The organism is Candidatus Paceibacterota bacterium, assembly GCA_035438625.1.
Taxonomy (GTDB): domain Bacteria; phylum Patescibacteriota; class Minisyncoccia; order Phycocordibacterales; family DAORIS01; genus DAORIS01.
In genome coordinates this window covers 76,620-89,832 of sequence record DAORIS010000001.1, presented here as the reverse complement: position 1 = coordinate 89,832, position 13,213 = coordinate 76,620, and the positions used below count along the sequence as shown (strand labels likewise).

Below are 13,213 nucleotides of genomic sequence, written 5' to 3'. Positions count from 1 at the left end.
AGATTTTATCACGCTACCGTATGCGGAGGAGTATTGGTCCAGAGGGACTATCTTGTATTGCGTAACCGGCATTTCTGATATCTACCTTTAGTGTGTCAGAAGCAGTAAAATCTTTCGCTGCACGCAAAGACTCTCGTTCTGTAGCCAGATTTAGGACTTCGAGGGGTGGAAGCGTTAAGGCATCAGTGAGTCCTAATCCAAGATATTTGTCAGCAATGGTAATAAGTTCGATCTTTGACTGGGGAGAACCTGTGGAATTCTTTAGACCTTGCCACAGGATTGAAAGGGCTTTAGAAGTATTTAGGTCAGAGTTCATTGCCTCGATAAGTGCAGGAATATCAGATGATGTTTCACTTGTAGGTGCTTTTCCAAAATGACGAAGTAGCTGTGGTTGTGTTTCAACAAGTGCGTAGAGGTTATGTAATGCTTGCCCGGCACTTTCGACAGCTTCAAGAGTGAAATTAACTTGTAGTCGGTATGATGCATTTAAAAAAAAATATCGAAGTGCCAATGGGTCGATATTTTTTTTCTGTAAATCAGAAAGTGTATACGTGTTTCCAAGAGACTTAGACATCTTGTGCCCATCAACCGTCATGAATGCTGAGTGCATCCATGTGTGCACATATGTTTTTCCTGTTGCACATTGTGACTGTGCGATTTCATTGTTGTGGTGGACCGGAATATGATCGATGCCTCCTGTGTGGATATCAAATGTTTCGCCAAGATATTTCATTGACATGGCAGAACACTCTATGTGCCAACCTGGAAATCCAACTCCCCATGGAGAATCCCATTCCTGTTGTCGTGTTCCAGCTTCTTTTGAAAACTTCCATACAGCGAAATCAGTATGATTCTTTTTTTCTGGATTTTCCTCGACGCGTGCTCCTGACTTTAATCCTTCTAAATCAATACCGCCAAGTGTTCCATAGTCAGAAAATTTTGATGTATCAAAATATACACCGTCAGATGTTGTGTATGTATATCCGTTCTCTTCAAGTTTTTTAATGAGTGCAATCTGTTCAGGAATATGATCTGTTGCCTTTGGAAATATCGTACCAGCTGTACGGATGTTGAGTTGCGTAAGGTCGTTAAGAAAAGCAGCGGTGTACTCTTCAGTAATTTCTTTGGCGGTTTTGTGTTTTTTGCGAGCACTTTCTTCCATTTTGTCTTCTCCTTGGTCGGCGTCTGAGGTGAGGTGTCCAACGTCAGTGATATTGATCACTTGTTTTACATCGTATCCAGCAGATTCAATAGTACGTCTGAGTGTGTCAGCAAATATATATGCTCGCAAGTTACCAATGTGGGCAAAGTCATATACGGTAGGGCCACAGTGGTACATGGAAATAACACCTGGTGTTATGGGCTTAATTTGTTCTTCTTTTCCTGAAAGTGTGTTGTATACAGTAATTCTGGAATTCGGTGTGGGGTTATTCATGGGAAGATTTTGGTCGGAGTAGTAGATATACTGCGGTTGCAAAGCCTGAAAGTGTAAGGATTAACCAGGCAATTTGTGTAGTTGTTGCGTTACCAGTCATAAGGGAAGAAATGATGTGGGCACCATCATACACAAACGTTGGAAGGAGTAGGGTACAGGAGACAATGGTAAGAATTTGAATACTATCGTGCTCTTTCGAGTGGAGCATGGCGGTATTTGCGTCTTGCATCTCGTGGAGTATTTCTTCTGCTAAATGACTGTCTTCTAAAATGCGAACGTGTTCATCTTTAATGTATTGAAAGAGCGGGGAAGAGAAGTTGATCTGATCGAGTGCTGCTCTTTGCCCACGGAACGTACGTTTGAAGTGTTGGATGGCACGTGCAAGGTTAGAGATGAGGTGAACAGCTCGTTTTTCCTTGCTAGAAAAAATCATTTTCTCAACACGCTCAAGTTCAGAGATGAGGATGGTTACAATGTGTCGTTCTGAATCAATAATATGACGGAGCATTTCAAAGAATAGATCTGTTCCGTGGTTGTATTTCCTTCGCTCGGTAACCTCATTCACTTCGAGGATTTTTATAAACTCTACAAGTGGTTCATAGGAAGCATAATGAATGGTGACCACATCCTTTTCTCGAACAATAAAATCTATCTCATCTTTAGAGATAGTAATTTCATTCTTTCTTCTCTCCAATATAGGAACATGAAGGGCGGTATATATAGAGTCGGCAGTATGTGCAACATCAGGACGAACCGAAGGGAGGATGCTTTTATCAACAATTTCAGGGCTGATTCCGTAGACACTAATCAGTTGTCGCGCCTCATCATGAGTCGGCATTACGACATCAATCCATTGTAGGGAGCCAATTTTCCTGACTTCGATCATGTGAAGATTATACAGTATAATGCTTGCTATGACAGAAAAATATTCACGTTGGATTTCAGGGCTTATATCTGCTGTTTTGGTAATTACAGCGGTTTCGGGAGGGTATATGTACGGCCGACGTGAGGCGCAGGCAGTACAGATTCCAAGTAATATTCTTGGAGCATCTGTACCAGCTGGGGTTGACGAAGGTGCGGATTTCGCAGTCTTTTGGAAGGTGTGGAACTTGCTTGATGAAAAGTATGGAGGAACAAAAGGGCAAGATGTAACTGATCAAGATAAGATCTACGCAGCAATCCAGGGACTTTCAGCTGCGTACGGTGATCCGTATACAACATTCTTCCCACCAGAAGAGACAAAGTCTTTCCAGGAAGAAATTTCAGGATCGTTTGAAGGAATTGGTGCTGAAATTGCGCTTAAGGATGGATACCTAACAGTTGTGGCTCCACTTAAAAATAGTCCATCAGAAAAAGCGGGGGTCAAGTCAGGAGACAGAATCATTTCAATCAATGGTCAGACTGTATCTGACATGACACTTGATGGTGCCATTAAGAACCTTAAGGGAAAGAAAGGAACAACGGTGACACTCTCAGTATTGCGAGGTGAAGATGATCAAGCTTTGGAGCTTAAAGTTGTTCGTGATGTGATCAGTATCCCTACACTTGATTCTGAGCGTCTACCAGACGGAACATTCGTAATTAGACTCTATAACTTCACAGGAACTGCAAGTAGCCAATTCTCTCGTGCAATGCAGCAGTTCTATGCCTCAGGAAGTAAGCGCTTGATTGTAGACCTTCGTGGAAATCCAGGAGGATACCTCGATGCAGCAGTTGACGCTGCGAGCTGGTTTGTCAAAGAAGGGGATGTAATTGTGACCGAACGCTTTAAGAGCAAAAAGGATAACCTCTATAGAAGTCGTGGATACGCTACGATCCCTAGTGACTCACGTGTAGTTGTACTCATTGACGGAGGATCAGCATCTGCATCAGAAATCTTTGCGGGCGCACTCCAGGAATATGGTATTGCAACCCTTATCGGTACCCGTAGCTTCGGAAAAGGCTCTGTACAAGAGTATTTGAACGTAACCTCAAACACATCACTTAAAGTGACTGTGGCAGAATGGTTAACACCAAAAAATAACTCGATCTCAAAGGAAGGATTAACACCGACAATTGAAGTTACTCCTCGACCAGACGATGTTCGATCAGGGTTTGGAGCACTCTCTGGAACAAAGGACGCTCAATTTGAGCGAGCAATTGAATTCTTGAATACTGGAAAGTAGACTGGTAAAAGAGACAAGAAAAGAGTAGAAATACACTAATTAATTAAATTTATACAGTATGAAAGTTATTCTTCTGAAAGATGTGCCTCGATACGGACAGAAACACACCATTAAGGACGCAAAGGATGGATACGCACTCAACTTCCTCATTCCACAAGGACTAGCGGTTATCGCTACTCCTGAGGTACTTGAAAAGATGAAAGCAGACGACTCTGCTCGCCTGGCTGCGCAAAAGGCAGAGGATGCAGTCCTAGTTGGAGTCATCAGGACACTCCAAAAGGAGCCTCCAGTATTACACGTTGCAACAAACGAGAAGGGTAGCTTATTTAAGGCGATCCATGTTAAGGAAATTGCTGAGCAGATTGTAGTCCAGACTGGAAAGAAAATTCCTGAGTCAGCACTGAAGCTGGAAAAGCCAATCAAGGAAGCAGGGGATCACAAGGTAGAAGTGAAGATTGGGGATGAGACACTTATCTTTAAGGTTAATATTGTTAAGCAGTAGAAAGTGTAGGTAACAAAAAACCGACCATGTGGTCGGTTTTTTGTTTGTGTGTAGTTTAGGCTACGCTCACTTCTTTTCGAACGCTTCGTGAACCATCAAAGTTCTCTTTGCGTCGATCAGCATAGTTAACTACGCCGTCTTTGAGAGCAAAGAGCGTGTGGTCTTTTCCAATACCGATGTTTCGGCCAGCCATGTACTTAGTACCGCGCTGACGCACGATAATCATACCGGTCTTTGCTGTTTGACCGTGGTTGATCTTGATACCGAGGAACTTCGGTTTAGAGTCGCGGAGGTTTTTGGCTGTTCCGCCAGCCTTTTTGGATGCCATTGATTTTTACTTTTTCTTAATATGGTTTCCTATATGCTGGCCGCACATCGAGATACCTCGGTGTGACTGATATAGAGATCAGATGAATATACAGCAATTTTCAACAAAAATCAAGCCTCTGTACCTTACTGCCGCCTCAGGCATAGTGGGAATGTGTATTGGGTATGGTGTAGGGGTTATTAACCCGCCCCCCACGACCACCACCTGGGCTCCTAGAGGATTTGGTTATAGAGAGCCAGGGTTTAGTTGGGGAAGCGGTCGAAATCCCCACCAAAGCTACAACTAGGCCCGCTTCAAATAGCCCTGTCTATGCTTCAGGAAGTGGAACGAAGTATTACTTTCCATGGTGCAGCGGATACTCATCGATCAAGAAAGAAAACTTGAAGACGTTTATAAGTGAAGGGGAGGCGATAAGTGCAGGGTATGAAAAGGCGAAGAATTGTTCGAGCACTGAAGCAAAAGGGGAGAAGCGGTGAGTTGTGGTAAATAAAAAGGTATAATAGAAAGGTGAAGGTTAAAATCAAACGAACAGCAGTATTCTCTTCAGGGGTTGTATTGTGTTCAGTTGGTGCTTTAGGTCTCTTACTTCCAGTTATTCCAGGAGTTGTCCTTCTTGTTGTCGGTGTGTATCTCATTGCGCACGTAATTCCTGTCCTAAAGAACAAAATAAACGCCAGTCTTTCTCGTTTTCCACGACTAAGCAAAATTTGGCTATCTTTTGACCTAAAAATTACAAAATACCTCCCGGAATGAGTCAACCGACTTCGGTTTAAAATGGCTCAGTTGAGGCATTTTTATTGTGTTGGTCACCCTTAAAATCGATTTAAGTACTTGACAAATGGCGTATAAAAATGCTATAATTAGTACCTAATCAGTTAAGTGACTTCGTAAGTTGCTCAACTGGTTTTTTTATGACATCACTTGCAAAGTTCGCATCAGTGCTCGTTATCGCCGTTGCTCCTGCTATTAACGCGCAGGGTCCAATGGACGTGACACTTGCACTATCAAATCCTGCTACTGCTGCCGATACTGTCCTTATTGCTACTACTGAAAGCCTACTTACATCTGACGCTCCAAATACTTCAGACGCTTTAACTTCTAACAAGAAGCAAAAGCAGTCAGAAGATATTGCACAAACTGTTAAGGCGTATTTCGCCGCAACACCTATTCTTGCCGAGATCGCATTCTGTGAATCAACTCTCCGTCACTATGATAGTAGCGGTAAGGTGCTTCGTGGAAAGGTTGACTCAGCTGACGTAGGAGTTATGCAGATTAACGAGCGATACCATAAGAAGACCGCTGAAAAGCTCGGACTCGACCTCCTTACTCTTGAAGGTAACCTAGCCTACGCTGAGTACCTATATAAGAAGAGTGGTTCCCAGCCTTGGAGTGCTTCCAAGCCATGTTGGTCAAAGCGATAATCTCGCAGTATACTGATCACATGTAAGCATCAAGAAAACCCCCCGAACGTTCGGGGGGTTTTCTGTGCAAGTTCCTTTGCTTGGTAAGCAGGAAGGTTGGTGGGCTTATGCAAATGCCACTTATTTACCGGACCATGTCGTACGAGGCTTCCCTGATAACCTCGTAGAAGGGAGGTGATCCTAGTCTAGGCATGGATGCCGACCCGTCCTCTGCTCAATAGAAATGGATGTCAGTATCGCGCGAGAAAATTCGCGCGATATTTTTATCTGTAATTACTAAGTAGAGTAGAGAGGTGTAAAAAATCTCAACTGTGGATAACTTTTTGATGCCCTGGGGAAGTGGTATGAGAGTGTCGCACAATATATCTTTTACGACCTATGCCTTGGGCTAGCCGAGGTTATGACTTGCTTCGAATAATCATTAATACAATAGTTAAAACTCCCAGTGCTGCGATTGATGATGCAATCAGTTGTCCGTATACATTAATAACTTCCCTTACCCTCTCTCCTGAGCCTCGAGTTGCACTTATTGAAAACGTATCATTGAATTCAGGATTTTTTGTTTCAGGACCAATTGTTAATTCGATTGCACCTGTACGTACGATTGTTCCAGAGTCCAAAACCTTTATCTTTGTCTCATCCATCTTATATATATCTGGAACACTGTAATACATGCGAAGGTTCGACGGTTGGTATATTTTGCGAGCGGTAGATGTATCAGTTGAAGTTCCTGAAAAGGCTTGTGGGTCATTTTTGAGCTTCACAAAAGCGTGGACCGGTGCGTGACTGATACCTACTAATGAATGAATTTGTACACTCGAATCAAGTTCCAACTTGATGTATCTATCAGGGGTTGGTGTGTATGAAACCCGATTCTTTTCTTTTGAGGTTCCTGTGGCTGCAGTCGGGTCGCCCCAGATTGAATCTGTTTCACGAAGAGTCCAAGCATTCTTATCAGAGCTTGTGTAGAGCTTTACATATGACGCGTATGTTCGGTCACGGACGGTAAGTTCGATTCCATCATGCATAACACCCGCTTGGTTGAAATCAATGATGTATGTTTTTTCAGTATCATTCCGTTCTTCTTCATATGCATACCGGTAGAGGAGTCCAATGTTGTCCCCTTTCGGAATTGAAAATAATACCAGGGAAGTCGGCTCAGGAGATACTGGACCAGTTTTAAATACAATCATGTACTGTGGATCGTATACGAATGCGTCTTCCCCACGATAAATTCTTGCTGCTGTCATTAACTTATCTACATCAATCGTATTTTGCATGCGGATAATGTCTCGGTAATTTGCGCTTGAATACACAGGAATATCTTTTGCAACTATTTGCCAGAAGCTAAAGTCCATTCCAGCATTTGCGTTTGTATAGAAAATTGACACAGTTCCACTCACTTGTGTCTTATCTCCAAACACTAATTCCATCAGTTTCCCCTTTGGAAATGATCCTGCGGGGACCATGTGGACGATTTTTCCATCAGTTGAAAACGTATCGCGTGCATATACTTGGTTTCTACTTTTCTTCACACTTCCCTGCTCAAACGAGAGGGGCAGTGGAACCGTGTCAGATTTTGAGACAACAGTAATTTCAGCAAGAGAATCTATCGATGATAAGACTGATGAAGGAACTTCAAATGTTGCGTACTCACCTGTGCCTTGTCCTTGTTCGATGAACTCACGCATGTGTTCATACTTTTTTATATTTATTGCAGCATGAAGTGAACATGGCATTACGGTGTGCCATAGTAGTGCTGTTATTGTTGTCGCGGATGTAAATATTCTCGCGGCCTTCGTTAACGTGTAAATGGCCATGACGCTTGTATGTCTTCAATTACTCCAGGAGCTTTTGCTCTCGCTGTTGCAAGTCCATGTTCTGCATACGCGATTACATCAATATTAAAATATAACTGTAGGACTGCCATTAAGACGATGAGTGAAAATACAGTTTTGATCATACGTTATTGATTGATATACAGAAGTGGGTTGAGGTATGCCTTAAGGTCAGCAATCGGCATTGTATACACCTTTCCTCCGCAGGCAGTTGATGGACGTGACTGGATCTTTACACCTTGTGAAGCGTATACGGTGAAGTGTAGGTGTGGACCGGTTGAGTATCCAGTGTTACCAGAGTATCCAATCAGTCCGCCGTTTGAAACCGCTTGTCCGGGGGCAACTTTAATCATAGATAAGTGAGCGTAGAGGGTTGAAAGACCACTTGAGTGTTCGATCATCACCCATTTTCCATACGATCCTCCAGGACACGCTGTGTCCGTGTCTCCTGTTCCAATAACAGTACCAGCAGCAGCTGACTTAATTGGTGTACCGATACTTGCGGCTAAGTCGATACCGTTGTGACCTCGTCCACTATATACAAATGGGTTACTTCGAGAAAATTCAGTGTCTCCGAACTGCTGTGTAATGCGAACAGAGGCAACTGGCCATGAGAGTACCTTGTCTCCGTTTTGAGGAATACTTGCTGGGTCAATTGCAATTTTCAGCGCAGCTTCAAGTTGTGCGAGTTCTGATTCGAATGCTTTTCTCGCTGCAATCTTTTGGTTCAAGAGACGTTGATACTCGCTCTCTTCACTTTTTGTTTGTGAGAGGACTTTGCTTTTTTCACCCTTGCTTGATTCGGCAAGTTTGCGCTGGTCGAGTAGTTGATCTTTATATTTTTGAAGAGATACTTTCTCACTCTCCTTCTCATTTACCGATCCTTCAAGTGATCGCTTTGTATCATAAATTAGGTCAAGGTTTTGTTGAATAGAGTTTTGTACTTGGCGACCTGTATCAATTGCCTGAAATGCTGCAGCAAGTGATGTATCTTTAAGTATTGTCTCCATTAACGACTGAGACTGCTGTTGGCTCGACTGGAAAATAATGTCTCGGAGCGCCCGTCTGTGTTCGCCGATAATCTGCTCCTTGGTCTTGATATCAATTGTTAACTTCTCAATCGTTAAGTTTGTCTTGTCGATATTTGTAAGAGTCTTTTGAGTTTCTTTGGTTAGTTTATTGATTGACGCATTAAGCTCGTTAACCGTATTTTGTAGTGTGCGAGCACGCTGTGATGTTTCGGTAAGTTGTCCTTGATACTTACTAATTTCCTCTTCAAGTTCAGCAAGTGCTTCGTTACGTGCCTTGATCTCTCGCTCCAGCTCTTTCACTTTCGCTTGATCAACTGCAGTTTGTGCGTGCGAAGTTTCCGCAAGAAATACGTGTGCAACACAAAAAAGACCAACAAAGATTGCTGTTACTAAAAGAGTTGAAAGCGCCTTTTTATGCTCCAAGTTTTGTAATTGCATTACGTATTCTTTTTAAGACTTCTGTTTTTCCAAGCAGCGTGATTAGCGTGACGGGGTCAGGTGAACTTTGTTTTCCGGAAAGACTGTACCTGATTGGCCAGAGAACATCTCCTTTTCCGTGCTCTTCTGCATACGGCCAGAGTGATGATTTTACGTACTCGGCAGTAAAAGCTCTATCGGGTAATTCACCGAGAGATTTCTCAGCAAACGTAAGGTGTTCGATTGCTTTTTCAGGTGTAGATTTTTTCCATGGGATTGAAGCCACGTCGAGTTTATATGCAGGAGAGGCATCATCTGAAAGTAAGAAGTCGAATTCTCCGCTTGAGAATTCCTCAACAACATCTCCGAATACTGAAATGTGGTCTTTAAGTATTCCTGCAATTGGACCGTACTGATCTGATGCAATAGTCATGCCACGGACCATTGAGCCTTTCTCAATCCAACTTCTAAGTGTGTGTTCAAGGACAGCTGGATTCAGTTTGAGCATGTGTTCTTTGTTTACGTGGCGAAGTTTTGTGACATCAAAAATTGCACCTGCTTTGTTAATGCGCTCGAGTGTAAACTGGTTAATAAGGTCTTCGCGGGTGAAGTGTTCCTGGTCTGTTCCTGGGTTCCAACCAAGTAAACAGAGGAAGTTAACAAAGGCGTCAGCAATGTATCCATTGTCACGATAGTGCAGGGTTGCAACAAGTTCCCCATGCTTTCGCTTCGAAAGCTTTGACCGGTCTTCAGCAAGAATGAGTGGCAAGTGAGCGTATGCAGGTCGAGGTGCTCCGATTGCTTCTTGAATGAGGATTTGTCGGGGAGTGTTTGATATATGGTCTTCCCCACGGATGACGTGTGTTACGCCCATTTCAAAGTCATCAACTACAACTACAAAGTGATACAACGGTTCTGTTCGGGTACGAGCAATGATGAAATCTCCAAGTTCTTCTGTCTCAAATGAAATATCTCCTCGAATGATGTCATTGAAGGTGACTTTTGTTTTAGGGTTTCTGAATCGGATCAATTCTCGTTCAACTCCTGTTTCCTCGTTTTTTTCTTTTGATGTGTACGCCTTCCCTTCTGCAATTAATTTATCAATATAGCTTATGTAAATGTCAGTACGTTCTGATTGTACGTATGTCTCGTCGGCTTCAATATTGAGCCATTTCATGCTCTCGTAGATGTATTCCTCGTGTTCTTTTTTTGAGCGTTCTTTGTCAGTGTCTTCGATGCGAAGAATAAACTTGCCCCCATGCTTTTTTGCATAGAGGTAGTTAAAGAGCATGGTACGGACCGAACCCACGTGGAGTAATCCTGTGGGGCTTGGTGCGAACCTCGTTACTATTTTTGTGTCAGACATATTATTCTGTTTCGTGGGTTAGACCAATAGCAAGCAAGGCTTCCGCAACTTTTGCAGCAGCGTCAGGCTTCGCAAAGCTTTTTGCTGCTGCTTTCATGCTGTCTGAAATTGCAGGAGTCTCAACAATTCTCCGAACTTCTGAGACGAGAACGTGTGGAGTTAAGTTATTTTCTTCAATGACTAATCCTGCGCCAGCTCTTGCATACGCAAAAGCGTTTTTCTTTTGGTGGTCACCATTTGATTTAGTAATTGGAATGACAATCGCTGGAGTTTCCCACAGTGCAATTTCAAAGAGGGTTGATCCTGCTCGAGTGATGATCACGTCCGCTGCTCCCGCTGCCATTTTTAAGTGTAGTGGGTCGAGGTTTGGAAATGGCTTATAGTTTGCAAGAATACTTGGATCCGAAACGACCACAGAGGAAGTGTTTTTAATTTCCTCAAAGTTTGCCGTACCAGTTTGGTGGATGACCGAATACTCTTTTGCAAGATCAGGCAAAGCTTCTAGAATGGCTTCGTTAATGATTTTTGCTCCTTGTGAGCCTCCAAGGACAAGTACAGTCTTTCGTGCGGCTGGGATGCCAAAATACTCCTTTCCAGTGTCTTTTGATGCGATGGAGATAGATGGTCGAACCGGGTTTCCAAGCACAGCAACTTTATCTTTAGGAAAATATTGTGCAGCTTCAGGATATGAAACAGCAATTCGATATGCAATCTTTCCAGACCACAGGTTCACTTTTCCCGGAACCGTATCTGATTCATGGACAATGATTGGAATGCGATAAAAGCGGGCAGCGATGAGTGTTGGAAAACTACCATACCCACCTTTTGAAAATACCGCATCAGGATACAGGACCAACATATCCCATAATGCCTTAATAACACCATATGCAGTTACAAACACATCAAAAAAGTTTCTGATTGAGAAATACTGACGTACTTTTCCGCCAGGAATTTTAATAAACCGAATTCCGTGTTCATAGAGGATGCCCTCGTCGTATGGATGGGGCGACATAAAGTACAACTGAGGTGTGAGGAGTTTCTTTTCTTTGGCGATCCGTTGCACTTCTTCAGCTACAGCAATCAGTGGGTAAAAGTGGCCACCAGTTCCCCCTCCTGTCAGAACGATTTTCATTGGCCAAGTATATCATCCAGTCGCTATGCGGCAGAACTCGACGATTTCCCCTTAGAAATGCCTAATATAATGCCGATTTCAGCCAGAGCAAATAGAAGGGCTGTTCCTCCGTGGCTGATGAATGCAAGTGGTACTCCGGTTAGTGGCAAAATGCTGACCATAGCCCCAATATTCATAAATGACTGGCCGACAATCAGGGTTAAGAAGCCGATAATGACAGCTCTTCCAAAAGCATCTCTTGTGCGTGACGCAAGTGTTGAAAGTCGAACAGAAAGTACCAGATATAGAATTACCAAGGATGCTGCCCCAGCAAAGCCAAATTCTTCTCCCGCAACAGCAAATATCGAGTCTCCGACAGGCTCTGGAAGATATTTAAACTTTTGTACGCTTTGGCCAAATCCTTGGCCCCAAAATCCTCCGTTACCAATGGCAATCAGTGATTGCTGTACTTGGTATCCGGAACCAAGTGAGTCTTGTGATGGGTCAATAAATATTTTTACACGATCCAAAACATACGGACGGGTATATAACAATCCTCCAATACCAACACAAGCGATTAGTGCAACGATTATAAGATCTTTCCAACGACCACCTGAGACGAAAAACATGAGGACTAGTGCAAGTCCAATAATTGGGTCCGTGTCTCGCTGGAGAAGAAGTATGCCGGTTGTAATGCCTCCAATTGCAAGGAGTGGTAGTAATCCTCCTTTAAATGTATCCATTTCGTCACGGTTACGACGAAGGAGTGCTGCATAAAACAAGACAGCTGCAAACTTGAGCATTTCTCCTGGCTGGAATGAGATAAAACCCAAATCAAGCCAACGTGTTGCACCTCCAGCGCTAATAGACATACCAGGAATAAATATGAGCATGTTTACAAAAATCGCTCCGATGAATATCCAAGGCGAAAACCTCCTAATGTGGTCTGTGGGAATAATTGAACAGACAAAGAGTGCTACTGCCCCACCGAGGATACCCACAACTGCTTGTTTCAGTGCGATGCCACCAATGGTTGTTTCGTCGCGCCCAAGGAGTCCAAGTGATGCAGAAAAGAAAATAATATAGCCAACAACAACAAGTCCGATAACTAAAAAGAACAAGCCTTTATCGGCTCCTTTCTTCTGTACTGCCTTTGTTACTGAACGGGCCATTTGCACTATTGTACGGCATTATGTAAGAACTTTAAAAATCCACAGATTTTATGTTGTATTATATTTGACAAATTGCTTAATTATGCTATAATATACTTAGATCGCACCAAAAAAATCAACAAGGAGATCCCAATGGAAGGATACGACAATCGTGAATCTAAGTACCCTGCTCGACTGGAAATATGTGAATCGTGTGGTCTGCATGGGTGGATTCGCTTTCGAAATCGTAATTGCACCATTGAATGTTGGTCTAAGGCTGAGTTTGTCTCAGCATTGCGAGATGCAAGACAACACAACATGGTTACCGATGGAGAAGTAACTGACCTGATCCAGGAAATTAATGGATCGACAATTCCTGGTGAAATGGTGTTCGTTAAAGTGCCGCCCGATTTCTCATGGATGTCAACCGCGGCATCCAACTAACAAA

General features: G+C 43.1%; 14 protein-coding genes. 5 read left to right on the top strand and 9 right to left on the bottom strand.

The genetic code is table 11. The features are described from left to right. Window positions 1-13: 13 nt before the first annotated feature. On the bottom strand, window positions 14-1,435 hold the full coding sequence (gene cysS, locus PLF31_00485; protein ID HRH25941.1) for a cysteine--tRNA ligase: 1,422 nt from the start codon (window positions 1,433-1,435) through the stop codon (window positions 14-16). Then, on the bottom strand, window positions 1,428-2,321 hold the full coding sequence (locus tag PLF31_00480; protein ID HRH25940.1) for a CorA family divalent cation transporter: 894 nt from the start codon (window positions 2,319-2,321) through the stop codon (window positions 1,428-1,430). The genes cysS and PLF31_00480 overlap by 8 nt, the downstream gene beginning before the upstream one ends. 28 nt (window positions 2,322-2,349) lie before the next feature. Between PLF31_00480 and PLF31_00475 the strand changes: the two genes are divergently transcribed. Together PLF31_00475 and rplI are read left to right on the top strand one after the other, a co-directional pair. Next, the gene (locus tag PLF31_00475; GenBank protein HRH25939.1) at window positions 2,350-3,600 is read left to right on the top strand and encodes a S41 family peptidase; all 1,251 of its coding nucleotides are present in this window, start codon (window positions 2,350-2,352) and stop codon (window positions 3,598-3,600) included. Window positions 3,601-3,658: 58 nt separating this feature from the next. Further along, complete coding sequence (gene rplI / locus PLF31_00470; protein HRH25938.1) at window positions 3,659-4,102, top strand: 50S ribosomal protein L9; 444 nt, start codon at window positions 3,659-3,661, stop codon at window positions 4,100-4,102. Window positions 4,103-4,157: 55 nt separating this feature from the next. Here the strand turns inward: rplI and rpmA are convergent, their stop codons facing one another. Then, a complete protein-coding gene (rpmA, locus tag PLF31_00465; GenBank protein ID HRH25937.1) occupies window positions 4,158-4,430 on the bottom strand; it encodes a 50S ribosomal protein L27 in 273 nt (90 codons plus the stop codon). A 507-nt stretch (window positions 4,431-4,937) separates the two neighbouring features. Between rpmA and PLF31_00460 the strand changes: the two genes are divergently transcribed. Both PLF31_00460 and PLF31_00455 read left to right on the top strand, forming a co-directional pair. Continuing rightward, complete coding sequence (locus PLF31_00460; GenBank protein ID HRH25936.1) at window positions 4,938-5,183, top strand: hypothetical protein; 246 nt, start codon at window positions 4,938-4,940, stop codon at window positions 5,181-5,183. A 158-nt stretch (window positions 5,184-5,341) separates the two neighbouring features. After that, window positions 5,342-5,851, top strand: coding sequence for a hypothetical protein (locus PLF31_00455; protein ID HRH25935.1), 510 nt, complete (start codon window positions 5,342-5,344; stop codon window positions 5,849-5,851). A gap of 398 nt (window positions 5,852-6,249) precedes the next feature. Here the strand turns inward: PLF31_00455 and PLF31_00450 are convergent, their stop codons facing one another. The 6 genes from PLF31_00450 to PLF31_00425 all read right to left on the bottom strand — a co-directional run bounded on the left by PLF31_00450 (window position 6,250) and on the right by PLF31_00425 (window position 12,786). Next, window positions 6,250-7,590, bottom strand: a complete 1,341-nt coding sequence (locus tag PLF31_00450; protein HRH25934.1) for a hypothetical protein — start codon at window positions 7,588-7,590, stop codon at window positions 6,250-6,252. Between the two features lie 62 nt (window positions 7,591-7,652). Continuing rightward, window positions 7,653-7,814, bottom strand: coding sequence for a hypothetical protein (locus PLF31_00445; protein HRH25933.1), 162 nt, complete (start codon window positions 7,812-7,814; stop codon window positions 7,653-7,655). 3 nt (window positions 7,815-7,817) lie between these two features. Then, complete coding sequence (locus PLF31_00440; GenBank protein ID HRH25932.1) at window positions 7,818-9,158, bottom strand: peptidoglycan DD-metalloendopeptidase family protein; 1,341 nt, start codon at window positions 9,156-9,158, stop codon at window positions 7,818-7,820. Next, on the bottom strand, window positions 9,133-10,503 hold the full coding sequence (locus PLF31_00435) for a glutamate--tRNA ligase family protein (GenBank protein ID HRH25931.1): 1,371 nt from the start codon (window positions 10,501-10,503) through the stop codon (window positions 9,133-9,135). The genes PLF31_00440 and PLF31_00435 overlap by 26 nt, the downstream gene beginning before the upstream one ends. Window position 10,504: 1 nt before the next feature. Then, window positions 10,505-11,635, bottom strand: coding sequence for a UDP-N-acetylglucosamine--N-acetylmuramyl-(pentapeptide) pyrophosphoryl-undecaprenol N-acetylglucosamine transferase (locus PLF31_00430; GenBank protein ID HRH25930.1), 1,131 nt, complete (start codon window positions 11,633-11,635; stop codon window positions 10,505-10,507). 23 nt (window positions 11,636-11,658) lie between these two features. Then, on the bottom strand, window positions 11,659-12,786 hold the full coding sequence (locus PLF31_00425) for an FtsW/RodA/SpoVE family cell cycle protein (protein ID HRH25929.1): 1,128 nt from the start codon (window positions 12,784-12,786) through the stop codon (window positions 11,659-11,661). A gap of 132 nt (window positions 12,787-12,918) precedes the next feature. Here PLF31_00425 and PLF31_00420 point away from each other — a divergent pair, with 132 nt between their 5' ends. Beyond that, entirely contained in the window at window positions 12,919-13,209 is a 291-nt protein-coding gene (locus PLF31_00420; protein ID HRH25928.1) for a hypothetical protein, read from the top strand. Window positions 13,210-13,213 lie beyond the last annotated feature (4 nt).

Excerpts from the sequence above, each read along its gene's own strand:
- cysS (HRH25941.1), bottom strand. The coding sequence starts at position 1,435 with ATGAATAACCCCACACCGAATTCCAGAATTACTGTATACAACACACTT.
- PLF31_00480 (HRH25940.1), bottom strand. The coding sequence starts at position 2,321 with ATGATCGAAGTCAGGAAAATTGGCTCCCTACAATGGATTGATGTCGTA.
- PLF31_00475 (HRH25939.1), top strand. The coding sequence starts at position 2,350 with ATGACAGAAAAATATTCACGTTGGATTTCAGGGCTTATATCTGCTGTT.
- rplI (HRH25938.1), top strand. The coding sequence starts at position 3,659 with ATGAAAGTTATTCTTCTGAAAGATGTGCCTCGATACGGACAGAAACAC.
- rpmA (HRH25937.1), bottom strand. The coding sequence starts at position 4,430 with ATGGCATCCAAAAAGGCTGGCGGAACAGCCAAAAACCTCCGCGACTCT.
- PLF31_00455 (HRH25935.1), top strand. The coding sequence starts at position 5,342 with ATGACATCACTTGCAAAGTTCGCATCAGTGCTCGTTATCGCCGTTGCT.
- PLF31_00450 (HRH25934.1), bottom strand. The coding sequence starts at position 7,590 with ATGCCATGTTCACTTCATGCTGCAATAAATATAAAAAAGTATGAACAC.
- PLF31_00445 (HRH25933.1), bottom strand. The coding sequence starts at position 7,814 with ATGATCAAAACTGTATTTTCACTCATCGTCTTAATGGCAGTCCTACAG.
- PLF31_00440 (HRH25932.1), bottom strand. The coding sequence starts at position 9,158 with ATGCAATTACAAAACTTGGAGCATAAAAAGGCGCTTTCAACTCTTTTA.
- PLF31_00435 (HRH25931.1), bottom strand. The coding sequence starts at position 10,503 with ATGTCTGACACAAAAATAGTAACGAGGTTCGCACCAAGCCCCACAGGA.
- PLF31_00430 (HRH25930.1), bottom strand. The coding sequence starts at position 11,635 with ATGAAAATCGTTCTGACAGGAGGGGGAACTGGTGGCCACTTTTACCCA.
- PLF31_00425 (HRH25929.1), bottom strand. The coding sequence starts at position 12,786 with ATGGCCCGTTCAGTAACAAAGGCAGTACAGAAGAAAGGAGCCGATAAA.
- PLF31_00420 (HRH25928.1), top strand. The coding sequence starts at position 12,919 with ATGGAAGGATACGACAATCGTGAATCTAAGTACCCTGCTCGACTGGAA.